This is a genomic window from Umezawaea sp. Da 62-37 (assembly GCF_032460545.1).
GTDB lineage: Bacteria > Actinomycetota > Actinomycetes > Mycobacteriales > Pseudonocardiaceae > Umezawaea.
The window spans coordinates 541,452-561,295 of the sequence record NZ_CP135965.1 but is presented as its reverse complement, the minus strand read 5'-3'; the positions used below and the strand labels follow the sequence as shown (position 1 = coordinate 561,295).

The window sequence follows — 19,844 nt, the reverse complement described above, 5'->3', positions numbered from 1 at the left end:
CGCCGCGACCGCGTTCGGGGTTGCCGGCACATTGTTCGCTGTGACGAGTGAGACGAGGCCGGGCGTGGAGGTCCGCGGAGCGGTTCCGCCGGGAGACGCCGTGCTGTGGAGCGAGGGCGACCGGGAGTCGTTCGGCGTGCTGTTCGAGCGGCACGTCGAGGCGGTGTGGAACCACGCCCACCGGCTGACCGGGTCGTGGGAGCGGGCGCACGGGATCACGTCGGAGACGTTCCTGACCGCGTGGCGGACCCGTGCCGAGGCGGCCCCGCTCCGCGACAGCGCGTTGCCGTCGCTGTACCTGACGGCGGGCGCCGTCGTGCGCCGCGATCCGGACCGGCCGCCGATCGTGGACGGCCGCGCCGAAGAGGTGGTGCACCGGGTCGACGGCGAGTCGTGGACGCGCGAGGTGGTCGAGGCCGTGGGACGGCTTCCGCAGGAGCAGCGCGAGGTCGCGGAACTGTGCCTGCTGGGCGATCTGGCGGTCGCCGACGCCGCCGCGCACCTCGGTGTCGCCGAAACGGCGGTGCGCTCCCGCCTCGCCCTCGCCCGAGCGGGCCTGGCGGAGGACACCCCGGACGACGAGGCCCGCGCGCGCACCGCGCTGCCCGCCGAACTGCGGACGCGGCTGCGCGCCGAGGTCGACCACGGGCTGGACCACCGGCCCCGGAAGTCGTCCCGGCTGCCCGCCGTCGTGACCGCCGCCGCGGTGCTGCTGGCCGGAGCGGTCTTCGTGCTGCGGCAGGCTCCGGACGCCGCGCCGGAAGCCGATCGGCCCGCCGTCGAGGAGGCCGCGGTGACCGGGCCGCCGTTGGACCGGAAGTTCGCCTCGGCCGCCCTGGACCGCTGCTGGTCCGCCATCGGACGGCAGGGCGCGGCCGACCGCTCGCGCTGGAGGCCGGTGTTCACGGTGGGCGACTCGCAGATCGGCGTGGTCGCCGCGCGAGCCGACGGCAAGCCGCTGTTCTGCCAGGTCATACCCACCACGGCCACGGTGACCGACCCCGACGCGGCACCCGGCGCCGGGACCGCCGCCGTCCTGTTCAGCCGGGAGGGCGTCGTCGCCGGGGTGACCGATGTGGACTGGCGCCTGACCGCGCTCAAGGGCACCGGTCCGAACGGGAGCGTCGCGGTCAGGGCGGAGACGGGTGACCACATGTTCGTCGCCAGGACCGGGGTGAACCCGACCGGGACCGCGATGACCATCAGCGAGACCGACTCGGAGGACCCCACGGCCGTCAGGACCCTCACCGCGCCCGCGCCTCCCCTCGCCGTGGTCAGCGACCGGCCCGACGGTCCGGCGCCGGATCGCGCCTCCGACGCGGGCCGGGCCCTCGGGGACTGCCTGGCGCGCGCGTCGCAGCCGCTGCCGGACCCGGACTCCTACCAGTCGGGAGCCCTGGTGACCTACCCCGGCGGCCTGGTCGTCCTCGGCCGCAACTCCGGCAGCCTGGTGACGTGCCAGTCGGACGGGGAGAAGGCCGTGGCGAAACGCGATCGCCTCGTCGGCAGCAGCGCGCCCGCCGTGGTCAGGGACACCCGCTTCGTCGGCGACCTCGGCATCGTCATCGGCGGCGAACTCCTCCCGGAGGTGGCCACCGTCGAGATCGGACCCGGCGACGAACCCCTGCGCCCGGCCGCCGTGGCGGGCCGCACCTTCGCCGTCTTCGTCCCGTCGACCGGTCCCGCGCCCTCCGGCATCGTCCACGCCGTGGCCCGCGACGCGAACGGCGACGTGCTGTTCGAGAACTTCTGGAAGGTGCCGTAGCCACTCGTCCGGGCCGGAAACCCACCGGTATGTTGCGGCGGTGGCACAAGTCTTCATCCAGCCCTCCTACGGCACTCCCGAGGCGCGTCGGTACGGGGCGGAGACCCTGGACAGGTGCGTGCCGTTCGCGGAGACCGGTTACGCCGAACTGCTGGACCCGGCGGACCTCGCCCGGCTGGAGGTCCTGCACCCCGGCGGGTCCGCGCGGTTCTGGGGTGCGACGGGCAAGCACGACAAGCGGATGGACACCGTGGTCACCGGTGATGTCGTGCTGCTCACCGGTCGCAAGCACGTGCTGGCGATCGGCGAGGTCGGCCACGGGTTCCGGGATCCGGCGTTCGCCCGGCGCCTGTGGAACCCCGATCCCGGCAAGTGCGTCTGGGACAACGTCTACAGCCTGCGCGGGTACTGGCCGGTCCGGGTGCCGTACGAGGCGATCTGGGCGCTGCCGGGGTTCACCGCGGGCGACAACTTCATGGGACTGCGGTTCCTGGACGCGGAGAAGTCGGCCGCCGTCCTGGCTCTGACCGCCCCCGACCGGCAGGCCACCCGCTGACGGCGGGGCTGTTGCGCTGAACGGGGAGGAACAAAAGCCCGCGTGCCGGATTCGAACCGCCGCGTCGGGATAACCCCGAGCCATGGACCAGAACCGGGGGCACGGCACCGCCGTGACCGCACAAGGACCCCGCCGCTCAGCCACGTCCGTCGGCTCCGCGTCCCAAGTGGCCGGTGAGCCTGCCTTCGCCGACGGGCGCTCCGAGGGCCCGGAGTCCGGGCGGGGTGTCCGCGTGAGCGAACGCGGTGGTGTCACGATGGGTGTCGAGGAGGAGTTCCTCCTGGCGGACCGGGCAACCCGGCGGACCGCGCCGCGAGCGCCCGCCGTGCTGGCCCGCGCGGGTGCCGGCGGACCGGGGCACGTGCACGCCGAGCTGCTGACCTCGCAGGTGGAAACCTCCACCGGGGTGTGCGGGGACCTGGACGAGGTGCGCGAGCACGTGCTGTCGGGCCGCGGACGGCTGGGGGAAGCCGCCCGCGAGGAGGACTGCCTCCTGCTCGCCTCGGGGATGCCGCCCCTGCCGGGTCCGGACGTCCGCAACACCACCGGGGCCCGCTTCGACTCCATCGCGGACCGGTACCGGGCGGTGGTGGAGGACTACGAGTCGTGCGGCCTCCACGTGCACGTCGGCGTGTCCGACCGCGACACGGCGATCGCCGTGGTCAACCACCTGCGGCCGTGGCTGCCGACGCTGCTCGCGCTGTCGGTCAACTCCCCGTTCGCGGGCGGGCGCGACACCGGGTACGGCAGCTGGCGGGTGCTGCGCCAGTCGGCGTTCCCCGGTTTCGGGGTGCCGCCGCGGTTCGGGTCGGCGGCCGAGTACGACGCGGAGGTCTCACGACTGGTCGACTGCGGCGTGCTGGTCGATCCGCGCATGAGCTTCTGGCTCGTCCGCCCGTCCTCGGCGTTCCCCACGGTCGAGGTGCGCGCGGCCGACACCGCGCTGACGGTCGACGGCGCCGTGTTGCAGGCGGGACTGACCCGCGCGCTCGTGCGCACCGCGCTGGCCGACCTGGACCGGGGTGTCGAGGGGCCGGAGATCGACGCCCAGGTCGCGGCGGCCGCCGTGTGGTCGGCCGCGCGGCACGGGATGACCGGGCCCGGCGTGGACGTGCTGCTGGGCCGCGCCGCACCGGCAGAAGACCTGCTGGCGGGACTCTTCGGCCACGTCCGGGAAGCGCTGGAGGACACGGGCGACGACACGCTGGTGCGGAGGCTGCTCAAGGAACTACTGGCCGACGGCACGGGCGCCGAGCGGCAGCGCCAGGCCGCGGGCCGGGGTAGGACCGCCCTGGTCGACTTCGTGGCCGAGGCCACGGCGTCCCGCGCGTGACACGCGGACGGAGCGGGTCCCCGACCGATCAGGCCCGCTCCGCCCACGTCCGCCGCGAACCGGGTGATCACGATGTGGCGGGTGCCGTGTCCACGGTCAGGTTGCTCCCCGTGGAGATCCCGTCGAGACCCGACAGCTCCAGGATCCGGGCGGGCGCGCTGCCCCGCGCGGCGGTCACGGTCAGCGTGCTGTCCACACGAGTGGCCGCGGCCGCCAGGTCGAGCAGGAGCGCGACGCCGGAGCTGCTCAGGTAGCGCAGCCGGGTCAGGTCGACCTGGATCCGCAGGTGCGCCGCGGTGGCGATCCGCGCCAGCAGTCCGGCGCGCACCTCCTCCACCTCGGCGAGGTCGAGGTCGCCGGTGAACTCCACCGCCAGCACCTCTCCGTCCGCGTCCGCGGGAGGCCCCACCGGAGCGGGGCGGGACACGTCGGGGAGTTCGACCGCCTCGGCGGCGAGGCGGAAGCGCACGGTCGTCCCGGTGCCGTCGCCGTGGTCGAAGTTCGAGCGCTCGGACAGCGCCTTGATCAGCCGCAGCCCCCGCCCCCGGCTCCCGTTGTCCGCCGGTTCCGGCCTCCACCGGCCGCGGTCCCGCACCACCACGTCGATCCCGCCCTCGGCGGTGCGGGCCACCTCGTAGTCGAAGTCACCGCGCCCGTACGGGTACGCGTGGTCGACCGCGTTGGCCGCGGCCTCGCCCAGGGCGAGTTGCAGGTCGTCCAGCGCGTCCGCCCCGAGGCCCGCCTCCGCGGCCCACGCGTCCACCGAGCGCCGCATCACGCCCAGCTGCACGGGTTCCGCGGGCACGCCGAGCCTGAGCAGGGGCTCCGGCAGGTACCGCAGCACGAGCAGCGCCACGTCGTCGTCATGCCCCTCGGCCAGCATCGCGTCGGTGACACCGCGGGCGAGCACGTCCGGCGCGGATCCGCCGCCCGCGCGCACCACGTCGAGCAGCCGGTCCAACCCGACGTCGATGGGCGCGTCGCGGCGTTCGACCAACCCGTCGGTGTAGAGCACGATCGACGCCCCCGGCGCCAGCACCGCCGTCGCCTCGCGGTAGGTCGCACGCCTGCGCACACCCAGCACCGGCCCGCCGCCGTCGTGGAGGAACCGGGCGTCACCGCTGCCCGCCAGCACCGGCGGCGGATGCCCGGCCACGGCCCAGCGCAGCAGCCCGTTGGACCAGTCGAACGTCAGGCACGCGCACGTGCTGCCGACCGCCCCGTTCACCCTCAGCGCGAAGGTGTCCAGGCGTTCCAGCGCCCCGGCGGGGGAGTGCCCGTCGAGCAGGTAGCTCGCCAGCGCGCTGCGCAGCTGTCCCATCACCGCGGCCGCGGTGGGGCCCTTGCCCACGACGTCGCCCACCGACAGCGCGATGGTGGAGTCCTTGATGTGCAGCACTTCGTACCAGTCGCCGCCGGTCTGCGCGTGCGTCGACGCGGGCAGGTACCGCGCGGCCGCAGCCAGCCGCTCCAGCACGGGCAGCTGCCGGGGGAGCAGGCTGCGCTGGAGGGCTTCGGCGACCTCGTGCTCGTGCTGGCGCAGCAGTTCCCGCTCGGCCTCGGCCCGCTGGCGCGCCGTCACGTCCCGCGCGATCGCCTGCCACCCGGTGGGCGTGCCCTGGATGCTCAGCTCCAGCGCGAGCACGGTGCCGTCCGCCCGCCGCACCTCCCAGACCTCGTTCACCTCCCGCGTGGTCGACAACGGCGCGGTCAGCTCGTCCACCGCGCTCTGGTCGCCGGACACGACGAGATCGGCGGCGGACCTGCCCAGCAGTTCCTCGCGCTCGTAGCCGAGCAGCGCGCAGCCCGCCGGGTTGACCTCGACGAACCGCAGGTCGCGGTCGACCATCCAGATGCCGTCGGTGGCGCGCTCCACGAGCAGCCGGTAGCGCTGTTCGCTGTCGCGCAGGGCCCTGGCGGCGTGGGTGCGCTCCAGCGACTCCCGGCACCGGTTGACCACGGCCGCGACCAGGTCGACCTCGGCCGCCGTCCACCGCCGCGCGGTCGCCTGGTGCACGGCCATCGCCGCGACGAACCGCCCTTTTTTGAGCAGCGGCAAGCAGATCACGGCGCGGATGCCCGTGGTCTCGTAGGCGGCCAGGTCGTCGTCCCGCAGCCTGTCGTCGTCGGCGCAGTCGGCCACCACCCACGGCTCGCCCGCGCGCATGGCCCGCAGGCAGTCCTCGCCGAACTGCGACATCGCGAACCGCCCCACCAGGTTCGGCAAGCCCGTGGCGTGGTCGCCGCTCATGACGAAGTGGTCCTCGTCGGCCTCGGTCCTGGCGTAGGCGCACCGGTCCGCGCCGATGTGCTTGCCCAGCCGCCGCGTCGCCAGCGCCATGACGTCCTCGGCGTCGTCCAGGGACTGCCACTCGCGTTCGAGGTCGGCGAGGAAGCGCTCACCGACGCGCCTGCTGTCGAGAGCACGCGCCACGATGGTGCTACCACCGGGCGAGGTCGTGCACACGAGGAAAACTTCGACGTCCACGTCGTCGGCCCGCAGGAGCGTGTCGCCCGACCACACCCTGCCCGCCGCGGCCAAGGTCGGTATCAGCGCCTTGTCCACGATGAACCGGTCGAAGCGCGTCGAGGTGACGTCCACTTCGGGATCGACACCGAGCAGGGCTCGCCCCGCCGCGTTCAGGTGCGCCAAGCGTCCGTCGGCCCCCACGAAGGCCACGAGGTCCGTGCCTTCTCCGACGTCCAGGTCTTCCACATCTCTCCCAGGAAATCGGCTCCGCGTCTCCACGGTCGTCGACATGGTTTCACGTTCGCCAGGGCGCCGCCGTTCGGTCACCACGTCGTCGCCGCGTCCGTGTTGCCCGCGATGTCGGGTCGCGGATTTGCGAAATCAGGCAAAATTCGGCTGTGGACGCAAAAAGTTTCTGTACAGCCTCCGATTGTTTCGAGACCGGCCCCTGGTTGAGCCAACAGGGGGAACGGTCGGATTCTGTTGCAGTAGAAGCGTCTTGCATGGGGACACATACATGAATGTGTTGTCAAAGCGGCAACCCCCTGGCATGTCTGGCTAGAAAGTTTCGGCCAGATTTCCGATCTGTTTCGAGTAGCGGGACGGGAATCAGGACGCTGTCCCGTCCGCTCCACTGACCGGAAAGAGGCCCTATGACCAGGAGTCGGCCCCCGTTCACCCGGATCCTCGCCATCACGGCGCTGTTCGCCGCGGTCGCGGTTCCCCTCGTGGGCGCGGCTCAGGCCGAACCGCCGGTGAGCGCGGCCGCGACGGTGAAGGTGATGCCGCTCGGCGACTCGATCACCGACGGCCTGACCGTGGCGGGCGGGTACCGCATCGAGCTGTGGCAGAAGATCGTCGCGGGTGGCCACAGCGTCGACTTCGTCGGCTCGATGAGCAACGGTCCCTCCAACCTGGGCGACCGCGACCACGAAGGCCACTCGGGCTGGACGATCGCGCAGATCGACAGCAACGTCGTCAACTGGCTCACCACCTACAGCCCGCAGACCGTGCTGCTGCACATCGGCACCAACGACATGATCGGCGGCAACGCGTCGGGAGCCCCCGCGCGCCTGTCGACCCTCATCGACCACATCACCGCCAAGTCCCCGGACACCGCGGTGTTCGTCTCGACGATCATCCCGCTGCCGTCGGCCGACTCCGCCGTGCGCACGTTCAACGCGGCCATCCCGGCGATCGTGCAGGGCAAGGTCGCCGCGGGCAAGAAGGTCCACCTCGTCGACATGTACAGCGCGCTGACCGGTTCGGACCTCGCCGACGGCGTCCACCCCAACGCGGGCGGCTACGCGAAGATGGCGACCCGTTGGTACAACGCGCTCCTGGCGGTGCCGGGCAGCATCGGCAACGGTGGCGACCCGACCACGACCACGACGACCACCACGACCACAACCACCACGACGACCACCGTGCCGCCCGTGCCCGGTGGGTGCGCCGCGACGCCGCGGGTGGTCAACACGTGGAGCGGCGGCTACCAGGCGGAAGTGACCGTCAAGAACAACGGCACCGCCGCGCTCACCGGGTGGACGGTGCGGATGACCCTGGCGGGCGGGCAGAGCATCAGCTCCATCTGGGGCGGCACCGCCACGGGCGCCAGCGGAGCCGTGAGCGTGAAGAACGCCCCCTACAACGGTTCTCCCGGCGGTGGCGCCACGACGACGTTCGGGTTCGTGGCCAGCGGCGCGGGCTCGCCCGGCGTGACCGACCTGAGTTGCTCGACCCCCTGACGTCCCTCCGGGTCTCCCGCACGGGTCGAAGCCACCAAGCCCAAGCCTGCCGATCCCACCACCAACCCGGAAGGAGAGCGCCGTGAGCACCAGTTCGGGCAGCTCCGGAATCCGCTCGACAGTCGCCATGCTGGCGATAGCGGCGTTGACGGTCGTCGGCGCGGCGACGCTGATGGCGAGAACATCCCCGGCCGAGGCGTCCGTCGGAGCCATGGCCCTGGTCGAGGACGAGGGCGCCGACTGCCCGGTGACCCTGCCCGGCTCCACCCCGTCCAACGCGAAGCTGCCCGACCCGTTCACCAGGATCAACGGCACCCGGATCACCGCGAAGTCGGACTGGCGGTGCCGACGCACCGAGATCCGCAAACTCGCGGAGAAGACCGTCTACGGCGAGAAGCCCGGCAAGCCGACCACCGTCACGGGCACGGTGTCCAGCAGCAACCTCACGGTCAACGTGTCGCACAACGGCAAGTCCTCCAGCTTCTCGGCCAAGGTCGAACTGCCCAGCGGGTCCGGTCCGTTCCCGGTCGTGGTGGTGTTGGGCGGGTTCGGCGCGGACACGGCCACCATCAAGGCGGCCGGCGCGGCGGTGATCAACTACGACCCGTACGCGGTGGGCAAGGAAGGCACGGCCCGCAACAACAAGCAGGGCGCGTTCTACAGCGTCTACGGCGCCACCAGCACCACCGGCCTGTTGGCCGCGTGGTCGTGGGGGGTGAGCCGGATGATCGACGTCATCGAGACCTCCGGCGGCACCATCCTCAAAGCCGACGCCGTCGGTGTCACCGGGTGCTCGCGGTTCGGCAAGGGCGCGTTCGTGATCGGCGCGTTCGACCAGCGGATCGCGTTGACGATGCCGATCGAGTCCGGCAGCGCCGGCGCCCCGATCTTCCGCGGCATCCCCGGCGAAGGCGCCCAAAGCCTGAGCAGCGCCTACGGCGAACAACCCTGGCTCGGTGACGCGTTCGGGTCGTACACCAGCAACCCCAACGGGTTGCCGGTGGACACCCACGAGATCGTCGCCATGGTGGCACCGCGCGGGTTGTTCATCATGGACAACCCCCACATCGCCAACCTGGGCCCGAAATCCGCCAGCGTCGCCGCGTTGGGTGGTGCCGAGGTCTACAAGGCGTTGGGCGCCGGGGACAACATCACCTATTGGTCCGACATCACCGACGGCAACCACTGCGCCAACCGGGCGGAGTGGAAGACGCCGTTGCAGCAGAACATCCAGAAGTTCCTGCTCAAGACCGGCAACGCGGCGGGGCAGATCAGGATCTCCAGCAAGGCCGCGGGCAACCTGGCGCAGTGGCGGGACTGGACCACCCCCACCCTGACCGACGGCCCCGGCGACCCCACCACGACGACCACGACGACCACCACAACGACGACCACCACGACCACGACGACGACCACCACCCCGCCCGCGGGCGGGGGTTCCTGCACCGCGACCTACCGCACCACGCAGGCGTGGGGCGACCGCTTCAACGGCGAGGTGACGATCACCGCGGGCGGCGCGGCGATCTCCAGCTGGACGTCCACCGTGCTGGTGACCTCGCCGCAGAAGATCTCCACGACGTGGAACGGCACGCCGACCTGGAGCGGCGGTGGCAACCTGATGACCATGAAGCCCAACGGGAACGGCTCGCTCGCGGCGGGCGCGAGCACCACGTTCGGCTTCACCGTGATGGCCAACGGCCAGTGGGCGGCACCTCCCGTCACCTGCGCCACCCCCTGACCGGCTGACGGCGAGGACCCGTCGCCCGGTGTCCGCTCGACGACGAGCGGGCACCGGGCCCTCGCCGTCCATGCACGCAGACCGCTACCGGCGGGCCGCCGGCGGTCGTCGGATCAGGACGACGGGACGTGCTGCGGGTAACAGGCCTCGACCTCGTCGGCGAACGCCTCCACCACCACACTCCGCTTGATCTTCAGCGACGGCGTCAGGAAGCCGTTCTCCGGGGTGAACTCCGCCGACAGCACGCGGAACCTGCGGACCGACTCCGCCCGCGACACCGCGGCGTTCCCGAGGTCGACGGCCTCCTGGAGATCGGCCAGCAGGTCGTGGTCGTCGAGCAGGTCGGCCACGGTCGCCTCGGCGGGTTTGCCCCTGTTCTCCTTCCACACCGGGAAGTACTGGTGGTCGAGGGTGAGCAGCGCGGCCACGTAGCGGCGGCCGTCGCCCACCACCACGGCGTTGCCGACCAGCGGGTGCGCGTTGACGCGGTCCTCCATGACACCGGGGGAGACGTTCTTCCCGCCGCTGGTCACCAGGATGTCCTTGCTGCGCCCGGTGATGACGAGGAAACCGCCGTCGTCGAGCCGCCCGAGGTCGCCGGTGGCGAACCAGCCGTCCCGGAAGGACTCCGCCGTCGCCCGCTCGTCGTGCCAGTAGCCCTGGAACAGGGTGGGCCCCTTGACGAGGACCTCGCCGCTGTCGGAGATCCTGATCGACATGCCGGGCAGCGGCCTGCCCGCGGTGCCCGCGCGGAACACGTCGGGCGTGTTGATCGTGGCGGTCGAGGTGGTCTCGGTGAGCCCGTACCCCTCCAGCACGGTGATCCCGGCGGAGTGGAAGAAGTGGACGAGCTTCGGCGCGAGCGCGGCGCCGCCCGACAGGACGTACCGGCAGCGGCCGCCGAGGACCTCGCGCAGCCTGCGGTAGATCAGCCGGTCGAAGGCCGCGTGCTTCAGGCCCAGCACCGGACCGGGGGAATCGGCGGACGAGTGCGCGACGGCGACCTCGACCGCGGCGTCGAAGACCCCGCCCCGGCCGCTGCCGTGGGCCTTCTGCCAGGCGCCCTGGTAGATCTTCTCGAGCACGTAGGGCACGGCGAGGACGAACGTCGGGCGGAACGTCGCCAGGTCGCCCAGCGCGTCGCGGACGTTCGGGGTGTGGCCGAGGGTGACCCCCGCCCACACCGCGCCGATCTCGATCATCCGGCCGACCACGTGCGCCAGCGGCAGGAACAGCAGCGTGGACGCGCCGGCCGCACCGCCCGCCCCGAACAGCGGGCGGAGCACGCCCACGGCGTTGCGCGCCTCGGCCAGGAAGTTCGCGTGCGTCAGCACGCACCCCTTGGGGCGACCGGTGGTGCCCGAGGTGTAGATGATCGTGGCGGCCTCGGAGTTCTCGGTGGTCCCGCGGTTGTCGTGGACCGCGGACCGGGGCACCGCGGCGCCCGCCTTCGCCAACTCCTCCACGACGTCGTCGATCCGCCACACCGGAGCGTCCCGACCCGCCTTGGCGAACGCGTCCCGCGCCAGGCGTTCGTGCTCCCCGGTCTCCACGACCGCCGCGGTCGCACCGGAGTCGGCGACGATCCAGTCCACCTGCTCCGCGGAGGACGTGACGTAGACCGGCACGGAGACCGCGCGGGCGGCCCAGACGGCGAAGTCGACCAGCGTCCACTCGTAGCGGGTCGACGACAGGATCACCACCCGGTCGCCGGGGCGCACCCCCAAGGCGATGAGCCCCCGTGCCGCCTCGACGACCTCGTCGCGGAACCTCCGCGCGGTGACCGGGACCCACCCCGCCGGCGTCTTCCGGCGGAAGGCGGTGGAGTCGGGGATCCGTTCGGCGTTGGTGTGCACGAGTTCGGCCAGTCCGCCGAGGACGGGCACGGTGGGTAGCGGCGCGGTGGCGACCTCGCGCATGGGAACTCCTGGTGTTCGCACCGGCGTACGGATATTTCGGATTTGTTGACGCGGACGAGCTGTGCCGGTTGCCGTGCGGGCGCCCGCGGTGGATATGCGATTGCGAAGCGGATCGCGCAGGGGTTGGAAGCGGGAAACGTATCAGCGCAAGATCATTGGGTACAGTGACGTGAATCACCGGCGGGCACCGTGGCAGATAGATGCCAGGGATTGTTCTTATGCCAACTGACCAGGCTTTTTGCCTCTTTGGACCGTTGCGCGATGTGCAATCGGGCTGGCAGGGAGCTGTTACCGTCGCCGCGTTGCCAGTTCTTCCGCTTCGCCTCGCCATTTTTCCGCTCCGCACGGGGGATTGCGAGTGCGAATGCCGGATCGGTCCGGGTTCGACAGCAGGGGTGTTTTTTCCAAGATCATCAGGGTGTCCATTTCGGTGGGCTTCGCACTTTCCGCACTAGGGGTGGGGTCGGATTCGGCGTGGTGACGCGCGGCCGATGCCGGGTTCGTCGATGACTTCGAGGCCGTTCGTGGGGCGCGTGGTCCGATTTGCATTGTGAAACGTTTCAACCAGTTTTTCGAACCTGTCGGGCCAATCACCCGCGTGGAGGCTTGTCGTGATCCATCAGTGCTGCGGTGACCCCGTCACCCCGACGCCGTCGCGGTGCCCGCGATGACCGGACGGGCGCCCTCGGACGAGGTCGAGGCACGGCTGCTGGTGCTCCCGGTCGGTCGTCGCGACCAGCTGTGCCTGCGGGTCTTCCCCCAAGCGGTCGAGGACGAACGGGCGCCGGTCGTCCTCGTCGTGCCCGCGATGGGGATCGTCGCCACCTACTACGACCCCCTGGCGCGCGGGTTGTCCCGGACCGGGTTCCCGGTCGTGGTCTGCGACCTGCGCGGACACGGCGGCAGCACGCCCGCGGTCTCCCGCGCCTCCCGGTTCGGGCAGCAGGAGATGGTGGCGGTCGACCTCCCGGCGGCCGTGGCGGCCGCGCGGCGGGAGTTCCCCGGCCGCCCCGTCGTCCTGCTCGGCCACAGCATCGGCGGCCAGCTCGGCGTCGCCTACCTCGGCAGGCCCGAGGCGGACGTGGACGGGCTCGCGCTGATCGCCTCCGGCACCCCGCACCACCGCGTCTACCCGCGACCGCGGGGCCTGCGCGTGCTGCTCGGCACGCAGACCGCCGCGCTGCTGGGCAGGGCGTGGGGGTACTTCCCCGGCGACCGGGTGGGTTTCGGGGGCAGGGAGTCCGCGGGCGTCATCACCGACTGGGCGAGGTTCGCCAGCACCGGGCGCTTCCGGCCCGACGGCGCGGACATCGACTACGAGCGCGCCATGTCCGCCGTGGACCTGCCGGTGCTGGTGGTGTCCGTCGAGGGCGACCTCATGCACACGCCCGCCGCGATGGCGGAGCTCACGGGGAAGCTCGGGAGCACGCGGGTCACGCGCCTGAGGTACACCGCGGCGGACGCCGGGCAGAAGCTCGACCGCTACCGCTGGGTCCGCGTCCCAGGACCGCTGCCCTCGTGGATCGCGGACTGGTGGCGCGACGCCGCGGGCCCCGCGGGGGAACGGGCATGACCGGGACCGCGACGTGCGGGCGGACAGGGGAGTGGGCCGCGCCGCCGCGCGCCGACGGGCGACCTCCCACCGCGACCGCGTCGCACCGGTAGTTCGCCCGTCCCGCAAGGACAAGCTCGCGGCCCTGTCCGCCGCGAGGTCCCGACCGCAGGAACGACATCGACGGCAGCCCTCTCCGGGGCCGCCTCCCCCGGAGAGGAAACCCGTGGACCACGTCAACCACTTCGACACCAAGGCGACGTACTGGATCATGCGCGCCGAGTACCTGGTGGGCTTCGCCGCGTGCGTCGTCCTCATGCTCCTGCACTTCGGCGACATCCGGTGGTGGGCCGCCGTCCTGCTGTTCTTCTCGATCGACATCATCGGGTACTACCCCGGCGCGATCGCCTTCCGGAGGGCCAAGGGCGGGCCGATCCACAAGGCCTACTACGTCGTCTACAACACGATGCACAACTGGTTCGCGGCCGCGGCGATCTGCGGTCTGTGGGTGCTCGTGGCCGGTCCGGAGTGGGCGCTGCTCGCCATCCCGCTGCACCTGTGCGCCGACCGCGGTCTGCTCGGCAACACGCTCAAGCCGTTCAGCATCGCGTTCGAGCCCGAGCCGCTGCCCGCGTTCCACGCGTTCATGGCGCAGGTGACGGGCCAGCAGCCGCAGCGCCGGGTGCAGGTCACGCGGACCGAGGACAAGGTGTCGACTCCGTGATCACCATCGAGGACGAGGAGACCCTGGCGTCGCTGCGGCAGCACGGCGACCACCCGAGCGCCTTCCTGAGCTACAACCAGGCCACGCGGCACTTCCGCAGCGACCGCGCCCCCGGCACCGTCGCGTACCGGCTGAGCCGACGGCACGTCGTGCAGCTGTGCGGCCCGCTGACGCGGGAGGAGCACCGGGCCGACCTGCTCGCCGACTTCCGCGCGTGGGCCGGGCGCGAGCGGCTGCGGATCTGCGCCGTGCAGCTGTCCAAGCAGGACGCCGAGCTGTACGCGGCCGAGGGGTTCGTGGTCAACCAGCTCGGCCGCACCTACAGCGTCGACCTCGAGCGGTTCACGATGCGCGGCGGCCCGCTGGCCAAGGTGCGGCAGAACATCGCCCGCGCCAAGCGGGACGGCGTCACCGTCGAGGAGAGCACCGGGCGCGACGACCTGCTGGCCACGATCGACGCGCGGTGGTTGCGCGCGAAGGGGTGGCACGTCAAGGAACTGGACTTCATGATCGGCGAGCGGGGCGGCCGGGGCGCGGAGCACCGCCGGATCTTCGTGGCGAGCGTCGCCGACCGCCCGGTCGCCTACATCTCCTACTCCCCGGCGTTCGGCGGCAGGCCGGGGTGGCTCTACGACCTGACCCGCCGCGACCCCGACGCCCCGGTCGGGACGATCGAACTGGTCAACGTCACCGCGCTGCAGCGGTTCCAGGAGGAGGGCGCGGGCTGGCTGCACCTCGGCCACACGCCGTTCGCCGGTCTCGCGGCCGAGAACGAGGTGCCGGGCGCGGCCAGCGGGGTCGTCACCCGCGTCACCGACCTGATCGCCAAGCGCGGCAAGGCCATCTACCCCTCGCGCACCCAGGAAGCGTTCAAGCGCAAGTGGGCGCCGCACGTGGTCGAGCCGGAGTACGTCGCCTTCGAGGACGGCGTCTCGCTCCCCGCGCTGTGGAACCTGCTCCGGCTCACGAGAGCCATCTGACATGCCCGAATCCCGAGGAGGAACCACTATGGACGGCAAGATCAGGCCCGAAGTCGACTGGGACAACGCGGGTCCCGTGCTCGAAGGCGCCCGGACCCTCGAGCTGACGCCCGAGGACTGCGACCTGCAGTACTGGCTCGACGAGGTCGCGGGCCGGCTGCTGCGCCGCATCCCCACCGGCCACACGCCCGACGCCGCCATCCCCGAGCAGGTGCTCAAGCCCGGCCCGCTGCGCGAGGCGCTGATCGAGGAGTTCGCCTTCCGGTCCATCGCCGAGGAGAAGGTCACCCGCGCCCTCGGCCACCTGGTGTCCCTCGCGCCCGACCGCGTCACGACCGAGTTCTTCGCCACCCAGCTGCTCGACGAGGCCCGGCACGCCCGCGTGTTCCGCGAGCACCTGATCGAGATCGGCATCGCCGAGGCCGAGGTCGAGGACACCATCACCACCGTGGCGGGCAAGGCGATCGAGGCCGTGCTCGACCCGCTGGAGGACTTCGGCCTGTCCGTGATCCGCGACAACGGCGACTTCTACGGCGGCGTCATCACCCTCACCGTCCTCGTCGAGGGCGTGCTCGCCCCGTTCGGCGAGCTGAGCGAGCGCAAGTGGGCCGAACTGGACCCGGCGGGAGCCGAGATCGAGCGCGGCGCGGGCATGGACGAGATCCGCCACCTGTCCGTGGGCAGCAGCGTGGTCAAGCGCCACCTGCAGGAGCAGCCCGGCGAGCGGATGCGCATCCTGGAGCTGATCGGCCGCGGCCGCGCGCTCTGGGAGAACCTCCCGATGCAGCCCTTCCTGTTCCAGCGCGAGTCCCTGTTCCAGCAGGGCCTGTCGGAGTGGGGCCACCTGATCCCCGAGTACGAGGTCTGGCCGGGCCGCAAGCTCGTCGACACCAGCGCCGAGGAGCGCATGATGACCGCCTCCACCTGGTCCCAGGAGACGCAGGACGTCCGCCTGCGCTACATGGGCGTTCTTTGAACCGCCCTGCCGCGACCAGGAACAAGGTGACGACGTGAAGACGTACCCCTCTTACATCGCGGGGCAGGACGCCCCGACGGACAAGTGGATCTACACGATCCGCGCGTCCAGCCTCTTCGAGGACGCTTTCGGCGCGATCCGGTTGAAGCGCGAACTCGCGGGCGCCGGCGAGCCCGACACCACCGACGAGCGGATCGTCGGCCGCGTCGCGCTGACCGGGCCCGAGCAGTGCTTCGAGGCCCTGCGCGCCGCGCGTGCCGCGCAGCCCGCGTGGGCGGCGAGGTCGCTGGCCGACCGGCTGGAGTTCGGCGCGATCTTCCACGAGCGGACCACCGCCCGCCGGGAGGAGTTCGTCGAGGTCCTCATCGCCGAGGGCCACCCACGCAGGCTCGCCGAGTGGGAGGTGGCGGGTGTCATCCAGGGTTCGGCCCCGGAGACGTTCGCCGGCAACGCGCGGATGATGGAGCACCGCGAGCAGGTCGGCGACCGGGAGATCCGCCTGGTGCGCAAGCCCGACGGCGTGGTGTGCCTGAGCCCGCCGCAGAACGCGGCCGCCTCCAACTCCATGCTCGGCGTGTCCGCCATGATCGCGGGCAACAGCCTCGTGGTGAAGGCGCCGAGGAGCGCGCCCTACGGCGTCGCCTGGGCGTGGCGCGAACTCGTCGCCACCTCGCTGGAGGACGTCGGCGCCCCGGCGGGCGTGCTGAACGTCGTCTGCGGCGTGCCGAAGGTGCTGCTCGACCAGTGGCTCCTGAGCGACGACGTCGACGACATCATGTACTTCGGCGGCAGCGAGCGCGGCATCGAGATCGGTCGGCGCTGCGTCGAGCACGGCAAGAAGTCGGTGCTGGAACTGGCGGGCAACGACGGCGTGCTGGTCTGGCACGACGCCGACCTGGACAACGCCGCGCGGGCCGTCGCGGAGTGCTTCTACGGCTCCAGCCAGATCTGCATGGTGCCCAAGTACGTCATCGCGCACCCGCGGATCGCCGACGAACTCGTCGACCGCCTCAAGGCGCTGGTCGCGGACATCCGCCCCGGCAGGCCCGAGGACCCGGACGTCCTGCTGTCGCCGGTGCTGCGGACCAGCGAGTTCTTCACCGTCCTCGACGAGGCGGTGGCCGATGGCGCCTTGCTGCTGGCCGGCGGGCAGCGCATCGCGGAGGACGGCACCCCCGACTCCTCGGGCGTGTTCCTCCAGCCGACGCTGCTCAGGGTCGACGGTTACGACCGGGCCGAGAAGATGCGGGCCGTCCGCAACGAGACGTTCTACCCGCTGCTGTCCATCGTCGTGCCCGACGCCGAGTCGTCCGAGGACGCCTTCGCGGACGCGCTGCGGTTCATGAACGCCAACCCCTACGGGCTGCGCAACTCGCTGTGGTCGGAGGACCCCGAGGTGATCGAGCGGTTCTGCTCCGAGCTCGACAACGGCGGCATCCTCAAGGTCAACGACAGCCACCTCGGCTTCGTGCCGGGGTTGCCGACGCACGGCGGCACCGGCCTGTCCGGCGGTCCGTTCGGCGAGGTCAACTTCCCGATGCTGCGGACCAGCCACCTCCAGGCCGTCAGCATCGCCACGAGGGTGACGCCGCGGTCGCGGGTGTTCGAGAGCGCGCTGCCGCCCGCCGCCTCCCCGGTGGTGGCGCGGTGAAGTTCCTGCAACGCGAGCACGACACCCTGGAAGCGCTGCTTCCGGGACTGGACAAGGCTTTGGGCGCGTTCTTGCTGAGCGAGCTGGAGCAGCGCGGCGGGCCCGGTATCGCCGCGCTCCGCGACGCGGGCGGCTCGGGTCTGCTGGTGCCCGCCGAGCACGGCGGGGTCGGCGCGAGCGCGCGGGACGCCGTGCGCTGCACCCGCGCCATCGCCACCCGGTCGCCGTCGGTGGCCGTGGCGGCCACGATGCACAACTTCTCGGTGGCCAGCCTGGTGACCCTCGCGGCCACCAGCACCGGCTTCGAGTGGCTGCTGCTCGACGCGGTCGCCCGCGACAAGCGGATGATGAGCAGCGCGTTCGCCGAGGGCCGCACCGGGCAGGGCGTGCTCACGCCCACCATGGTCGCGCGCCGCGCCGAAGGCGGCTGGCTGGTCTCGGGCAGCAAGAAGCCGTGCAGCCTGTCGTCGTCGATGGACCTGATCACGGCGAGCGTGGCGCTGCCCGACGAGGACGGCGGGACCGCGCTGGGCATCGCGGTCATCCCCGCGGGCACGCCCGGCATCTCCGTCCGCCCGTTCTGGGACTCCATCGTGCTGGCGGGCGCCGAGAGCGACGAGGTCGTGCTCGACGACGTGCTGGTGCCCGACGAGCTGATGGTCAAGCCGGTGCTCGACCCGGAGACCAACCTCGACGACCTGAACACCACCGGGCTGGTCTGGTTCACCCTGCTGGTCTCCGCCGTCTACCTCGGCACGGCCAGCGCGCTGGTGTCCCGGCTGCTGGAGTCCGGCCGGGGCGACACCGGGACGCGGGTGGACGTGGTGACGGACCTGGAGGCGAGCGCGTTCGCGCTGGACCGGGTCGCGTGGGCGGTGGACTCCGGCCAGTCCGGCAACGACACCCTCGCCGACGCGCTCACCGCCCGGTACAGCATGCAGCGCACGATCCGGCGGGTCGTCGGCACGACCGTCGAACTGCTGGGCGGCATGGCCTTCGTGTCCTCGCCGGACGTCGCCCTCCTCGCGGCCAGCGTGCACGCGCTGGCGTTCCACCCGCCCGGCCGGACGTCCACCGCGGCCGCTCTCGACCGCTACCACGCCGGACACCTGCTCCGCATCGACTAGCGCGACCGCACTTCCCCCTGCCACACGAATCCTGGAACCGATGACCACCACACAGCCAGCAGTCCCCACACAGCACGAGCTCCTCGACGCCTTCCGCACCCACCTGAGCAGCGGGCGCGCCTCCCTCGGCGAGATGTTCGGCGGCTTCTGGGAGTCCACCTCCCACAGCGCCTCCGTGCACACCTCCGACGGGCAGCGGTTCGTCAACTGCGCCGGGTACGGCGTGTTCATCCTCGGCGGCACCCACCCGCACGTCACCGAGGCCGTCGTGGCCCAGGTGCGCGCGAACCCGCTGGCCACCCGGCTGCTGCTGGAACCGGTGAGCGCCGCGGCCGCGAAGGCGCTGGCCGACGTGTGCCCGCCGGGGCTCACCAAGGTGCACTTCGTCGGCTCGGGCACCGAGGCGACCGAGACCGCCATCAAGATGGCCAGGGCCAACGGCAGGCGGCGGCTCGTCACCACCGTCAACGGCTACCACGGCAAGACGCTGGGCGCGCTCAGCGTCACGGCGCGCGGCGTGTACCAGGACTCGTTCCAGCCCCTGCTGCCCGACGTGACCGCCGTGCCGTTCGGCGACGTCGAGGCGATGGAGGCGGCGCTGCGCGACGGTCCGCCCGCCTGCGTGATCGTCGAACCCGTGCAGGGGGAGGGCGGCGTCGTGTTCCCGCCCGAGGGCTACCTCGCCGAACTCGGCAGGCTGCGCACCGAGTACGGCGCCTTCCTGGTGGTCGACGAGATCCTCACCGGTCTCGGGCGGCTCGGCCGCTGGTGGGGCCACGACCCCGAGGCCGTCACCCCGGACGTGATGCTGGTCGGCAAGGGCCTGTCCGGCGGCGTCGTGCCGGTGGCCGCCGCGGTCGCCACGCCGGAGGCGTACGCGCCGTTCGACAAGGACCCGTTCCTGCACACCTCCACGTTCTCCGCCGCCCCGATCGCGGTGGCCGCGGCCAAGGCCGCGATCGAGGCGATCATCATGGAGGACGCCGTCGCGAAGTCGGCGAAGATCGGCGCGGACCTCAAGCGCCGCATCGCCGACGCCGCCGCGCTGCGCTGCCCGCACCTCGTCACCGAGGTGCGCGGCGAGGGCCTGCTGATCGGTGTCGAGATGGCCGACCCCGGCCTGGCGGGCGAGCTGGTGCTGGAACTGATCGACGGGCGGGTGCTCGTCAACCACTCGATGAACAACTCGCACGTCCTGCGCCTGACCCCGCCCGCCACGATCTCGGCGGACGAGCTCGACCAGGTGGCCACCGTCTTCGACAGCGCGTTCTCCGTGCTCGCCGGGCGCTTCCCGGCGAGCCGGTGAGG

General features: G+C 71.9%; 14 protein-coding genes. 12 read left to right on the top strand and 2 right to left on the bottom strand.

What is annotated here, in order from left to right; all coding sequences use genetic code 11:
• The first annotated feature begins 40 nt into the window (after positions 1–40).
• From RM788_RS02385 to RM788_RS02375, 3 genes are all read left to right on the top strand, one after another.
• Positions 41–1,765 (top strand): RNA polymerase sigma factor, encoded by a 1,725-nt coding sequence (locus RM788_RS02385; RefSeq protein ID WP_315929791.1) that lies wholly within the window; start codon positions 41–43, stop codon positions 1,763–1,765.
• 40 nt (positions 1,766–1,805) lie between these two features.
• Positions 1,806–2,321, top strand: coding sequence for a hypothetical protein (locus tag RM788_RS02380; RefSeq protein WP_315929790.1), 516 nt, complete (start codon positions 1,806–1,808; stop codon positions 2,319–2,321).
• An 82-nt stretch (positions 2,322–2,403) separates the two neighbouring features.
• The gene (locus RM788_RS02375) at positions 2,404–3,654 is read left to right on the top strand and encodes a carboxylate-amine ligase (protein WP_315929789.1); all 1,251 of its coding nucleotides are present in this window, start codon (positions 2,404–2,406) and stop codon (positions 3,652–3,654) included.
• 67 nt (positions 3,655–3,721) lie between these two features.
• Here RM788_RS02375 and RM788_RS02370 read toward each other — a convergent pair whose 3' ends face one another.
• On the bottom strand, positions 3,722–6,370 hold the full coding sequence (locus RM788_RS02370) for a SpoIIE family protein phosphatase (protein ID WP_315929788.1): 2,649 nt from the start codon (positions 6,368–6,370) through the stop codon (positions 3,722–3,724).
• 407 nt (positions 6,371–6,777) lie between these two features.
• Here RM788_RS02370 and RM788_RS02365 point away from each other — a divergent pair, with 407 nt between their 5' ends.
• Together RM788_RS02365 and RM788_RS02360 are read left to right on the top strand one after the other, a co-directional pair.
• Positions 6,778–7,869: a cellulose binding domain-containing protein gene (locus RM788_RS02365; RefSeq protein WP_315929787.1), complete on the top strand. Its 1,092-nt coding sequence runs from the start codon at positions 6,778–6,780 to the stop codon at positions 7,867–7,869.
• A gap of 82 nt (positions 7,870–7,951) precedes the next feature.
• Entirely contained in the window at positions 7,952–9,607 is a 1,656-nt protein-coding gene (locus RM788_RS02360; protein ID WP_315929786.1) for a glucuronyl esterase domain-containing protein, read from the top strand.
• 113 nt (positions 9,608–9,720) lie between these two features.
• On the opposite strand, the gene RM788_RS02355 is transcribed toward RM788_RS02360, so the two are convergent.
• A complete protein-coding gene (locus tag RM788_RS02355) occupies positions 9,721–11,526 on the bottom strand; it encodes an AMP-dependent synthetase/ligase (protein WP_315929785.1) in 1,806 nt (601 codons plus the stop codon).
• 667 nt (positions 11,527–12,193) lie between these two features.
• On the opposite strand from RM788_RS02355, the gene RM788_RS02350 reads away from it, so the two are divergent.
• The 7 genes from RM788_RS02350 to RM788_RS02320 all read left to right on the top strand — a co-directional run bounded on the left by RM788_RS02350 (position 12,194) and on the right by RM788_RS02320 (position 19,842).
• Positions 12,194–13,099 (top strand): alpha/beta hydrolase family protein, encoded by a 906-nt coding sequence (locus RM788_RS02350; protein ID WP_315929784.1) that lies wholly within the window; start codon positions 12,194–12,196, stop codon positions 13,097–13,099.
• A gap of 205 nt (positions 13,100–13,304) precedes the next feature.
• Entirely contained in the window at positions 13,305–13,802 is a 498-nt protein-coding gene (locus RM788_RS02345; protein ID WP_315929783.1) for a hypothetical protein, read from the top strand.
• Positions 13,799–14,782, top strand: coding sequence for a bifunctional lysylphosphatidylglycerol flippase/synthetase MprF (locus tag RM788_RS02340; RefSeq protein WP_315929782.1), 984 nt, complete (start codon positions 13,799–13,801; stop codon positions 14,780–14,782). Before RM788_RS02345 ends, RM788_RS02340 begins: the two co-directional genes overlap by 4 nt.
• Before the next feature lie 28 nt (positions 14,783–14,810).
• Positions 14,811–15,758 (top strand): ferritin family protein, encoded by a 948-nt coding sequence (locus RM788_RS02335; RefSeq protein ID WP_315929781.1) that lies wholly within the window; start codon positions 14,811–14,813, stop codon positions 15,756–15,758.
• A gap of 34 nt (positions 15,759–15,792) precedes the next feature.
• Positions 15,793–17,409, top strand: coding sequence for an aldehyde dehydrogenase family protein (locus RM788_RS02330; protein ID WP_315929780.1), 1,617 nt, complete (start codon positions 15,793–15,795; stop codon positions 17,407–17,409).
• Positions 17,406–18,536 (top strand): acyl-CoA dehydrogenase family protein, encoded by a 1,131-nt coding sequence (locus RM788_RS02325; protein ID WP_315929779.1) that lies wholly within the window; start codon positions 17,406–17,408, stop codon positions 18,534–18,536. Before RM788_RS02330 ends, RM788_RS02325 begins: the two co-directional genes overlap by 4 nt.
• A 40-nt stretch (positions 18,537–18,576) precedes the next feature.
• Positions 18,577–19,842 carry an aspartate aminotransferase family protein gene (locus RM788_RS02320; RefSeq protein WP_315929778.1) on the top strand — a complete coding sequence of 422 codons (1,266 nt, stop codon included), beginning with the start codon at positions 18,577–18,579 and terminating at the stop codon, positions 19,840–19,842.
• The last annotated feature ends 2 nt before the right edge of the window (positions 19,843–19,844 follow it).

What these genes read in the sequence shown, in the direction of transcription:
- RM788_RS02335 (WP_315929781.1), top strand. Translation starts at nt 14,811, where the DNA reads ATGGACGGCAAGATCAGGCCCGAAGTCGACTGGGACAACGCGGGTCCC.
- RM788_RS02365 (WP_315929787.1), top strand. Translation starts at nt 6,778, where the DNA reads ATGACCAGGAGTCGGCCCCCGTTCACCCGGATCCTCGCCATCACGGCG.
- RM788_RS02350 (WP_315929784.1), top strand. Translation starts at nt 12,194, where the DNA reads ATGACCGGACGGGCGCCCTCGGACGAGGTCGAGGCACGGCTGCTGGTG.
- RM788_RS02320 (WP_315929778.1), top strand. Translation starts at nt 18,577, where the DNA reads ATGACCACCACACAGCCAGCAGTCCCCACACAGCACGAGCTCCTCGAC.
- RM788_RS02355 (WP_315929785.1), bottom strand. Translation starts at nt 11,526, where the DNA reads ATGCGCGAGGTCGCCACCGCGCCGCTACCCACCGTGCCCGTCCTCGGC.
- RM788_RS02375 (WP_315929789.1), top strand. Translation starts at nt 2,404, where the DNA reads ATGGACCAGAACCGGGGGCACGGCACCGCCGTGACCGCACAAGGACCC.